This is a genomic window from Clostridium sp. DSM 8431, from assembly GCF_900116755.1.
Lineage (GTDB): Bacteria > Bacillota > Clostridia > Clostridiales > Clostridiaceae > Clostridium.
In genome coordinates, this window is the sequence record NZ_FPBY01000259.1 from 1 (window position 1) to 3,124 (window position 3,124).

Genomic DNA, 3,124 nt, shown 5'->3' on the forward strand with positions numbered 1-3,124 from the left:
ATTATATAATAGAATCTAGGCTGTTTCAACTAACATTGGAAAGAACCAAAAGTCCACTATAGCAATAGTAACTGGAGGCAGGATGGTATTTAATATAGCAGATATGGAATCCTTTAAAATAGGAGTAGAGTCTGAAGATGGTTTAACAAGGTGCTTTGATAAAAATTCAACTGGCACTACAAATAGTGAAGGATTTATAACCTTAGTATTAAAACCATTAGCTAAAGCTAAAGAAGATGGTAATTATATATATGGAGTTGTTAAAGGAAGTGCTATTAATCAAAATGGAACATCTTCAGGAATAACTGTTCCAAGTGGAAGGGCTCAAGAAGAAGTTATAGAAAAGGCATTAAATAGAAGTAAAGTTAAAATTGATAATATTAAGTATATAGAAGCTCATGGTACAGGAACTAAGATTGGAGATAATATTGAAATAGAAGCTTTGGCAAATGTATTGTCTAGATATACTAATAAAAAGGGTGTTTGTGCAGTAGGTAGTATTAAGTCTAATTATGGACATCTATGTGAAGGCTCAGGAATTTTAGGATTAGTAAAAGCTTTAGCTGTTATGAGATATAATACTATATTGCCTAATATAAATTTTATTAAACCTAATGTAGATTGTAATTTCATTAATTCACCATTATATGTACCTATGCGAAGTGAAAAAATTAAAGATGAGTATTATTGTTGTGGACTAAGTTCTTTTGGACTTAGTGGAAGCAACTGTCATGTTATAATAGAAAATATAATAATAAATATGAAAATATATTGAACTTAAAACATAAATTTAATTATAAAAAATGTTGGCCAATTAAATAGATTAGAACAATAAAAAAGACTTAACGCTTTTTATAGGCATTAAGTCTTTTTTAAAGAATTATTTAGTAATTCCTACAGAATCAAATGCTGATTTTATTATTGATATTTCTGAAGAAGTCATATTAATATTCTTAGCAGCACTAAGAACAGCTGCACGGCAATCACTAAAGTTAGAAGTAGAATTCATTATAAATAATGAGTTGTAGAATAATTCAGCTAATTTACTCTTATCTGTTAAACCATTTTTCCACATTAAATATGCAGCATGATTTAATATACCACTATTAGTGTGAACTCCGCCGTAATCATTGTATGAAGAAGGATTACGTGTACTAGCATAGTATTGTCCACCTACAACGCTTGGTTGACTAAAGTCTTCAGGTTTAGACATACTTCTTAAAGCAGCACCAGCACCTGGTTTCATAATATCTTCACCAATTAACCACTTAGAATCATTGTCGCCTTCAACAAGATTACCCATAATATCGGCATAAGCTTCATTTAATGCACCAGATTCACCTTGATATTGAAGGTTTGCAGTTCTATCAATAACAGCATGAGTAAGTTCATGAGCAGTAACATCTAAAGCACCAGTTAATGGAGTAAAGTATTGATATCCATCACCAAATACAAATTGGTTATCAGATGATGACCAGAATGCATTATCATATCCAGTACGTCCTTCTTTATAGTGGATACTTGCAACTATTTCAGCACCTCTATTATCATAAGATTTTCTTCCTAGTACATTTAGATAATAGTCGTAAGTAGAAGCTATGTTTACCATTGCTGAAACAGCAGCTGGATCATTCCAAGTATTAGTAGAATCTGTCATTAATGTTCCAGGTATTCTTCCATTTGAAGCATCATAAATTTTGATTTTTCTTACAGTGTCATATAATTGATAAGTATTTTTACGGCCTGTCCACCAGTTTCCTGTTGTTCCTTGATATACATTAAAAGTTCTGCTTTTTCCTGATAAGTCTTTAGCTGTAGCAGTTGCAGCAGCTTTAGTTAATAAAGAAATTTCATCAACTACTGTACCATTAAGAGCATTAACAAATGCATTTACAGTATAAGCTTTATCTTCCTTAACTCCAGATACTTCAACTTTCCAGCATAAAGTTGGAGTTTTTTCATTTAAAGAATAAACAACTAATTCTTCATTTGAAACAGTACTATCTGTGCCATATTTTTCTTTTACAGAAGCTAGGGCAGTTTCAGAATTTAATAATGGAGATGTTGGAACATTAATATCTTTTAAGTAGTTACCACCTACTGAAGTAGTATTACCTTCTTTATCAGTTACAACAACCATTTCTCTTCCGTATACAGGAATAGAGTTATAAACTTGTTGTAGCTTATATGATGTTAAGTATTTACTTGTGTTAACATCCTTGACTTCAAATTCATCTTCAGGATAATCAAGATTCATTAATGATTTAACACTATTTAGTGAAGTTAAGGCATCATCGCCATTTTTAACTTGAATATCAGTATATGAACCATCAATAAACTTAACTTTATTATTGTCATCTTCATATACCTCTGGAGTTTGTCCATCATTAACTTCTTGTAAAGAAGCTACATCTGTGTATTCTGTTACTGCTTCGTTTGAATTTGCAGCTTTTACTGCTGTAGGTTCTAGTACTACCATGCCTGATAAGGATAAAGTAATTAATGCTAATAATTTTGCTTTAGATTTTTTCATAATCTTAGCCCCCTCTTTATAAATAATTAATAAAAATTAAAATACATAATATTACAATAAATAAATTTTATTTTACTTATTGAATAAAATGTAAAATGATTTTTTTATCATAATACAATAGAAAAAGCTAAAAATCAATATTTTTTCTGAAAAACTTTTACAAATCAGTTAAAAGATTTAACTTTTTAATAATATATTTAAAAAACTGCTTTGACATTAAAAAATTAAGTGTTATATATTTTTAGAATTATATAAAAAAATTAAATTTAGAAAGATAGAGAATTTTGGAGTGTTAATTTTGCTGAAATATAGGATTTGAGTAGATTGCATAAAGGGATATTTTTATAAGTAAATTAAGTGTAAGGTAAGGAGATATAGGAGTTTTAAAAGATAGTTAAGGTGTTTTTATAGAATTTTAATAAAGAGTAGGGTATATGGGAAGAGTGGTTAAAGAATAGAATATTATTAAATAGAAAACTGGCCTTTTAAAAGCCAGTTTTTTTGTTCGCCCAGCATGTTTGCTGAGCCGGCAGGCTGAAAGAAGCCTGCGTCGCCGTCCCGATAGGAAGACAACTCGAATGCAAGTGCGTT

General features: G+C 29.7%; 2 protein-coding genes. One reads left to right on the plus strand and one right to left on the minus strand.

The window, feature by feature from the left end:
• The first annotated feature begins 82 nt into the window (after positions 1 to 82).
• Positions 83 to 775, plus strand: a complete 693-nt coding sequence (locus BM384_RS16395) for a beta-ketoacyl [acyl carrier protein] synthase domain-containing protein (protein WP_090015242.1) — start codon at positions 83 to 85, stop codon at positions 773 to 775.
• A gap of 105 nt (positions 776 to 880) precedes the next feature.
• Here BM384_RS16395 and BM384_RS16400 read toward each other — a convergent pair whose 3' ends face one another.
• Entirely contained in the window at positions 881 to 2,533 is a 1,653-nt protein-coding gene (locus BM384_RS16400; RefSeq protein WP_090015244.1) for a M4 family metallopeptidase, read from the minus strand.
• Between the last annotated feature and the right edge of the window lie 591 nt (positions 2,534 to 3,124).

Bases quoted from the DNA above. Each gene is read 5' to 3' on its own strand.
- BM384_RS16395 (WP_090015242.1), top strand. From the start codon at position 83: ATGGTATTTAATATAGCAGATATGGAATCCTTTAAAATAGGAGTAGAG.
- BM384_RS16400 (WP_090015244.1), bottom strand. From the start codon at position 2,533: ATGAAAAAATCTAAAGCAAAATTATTAGCATTAATTACTTTATCCTTA.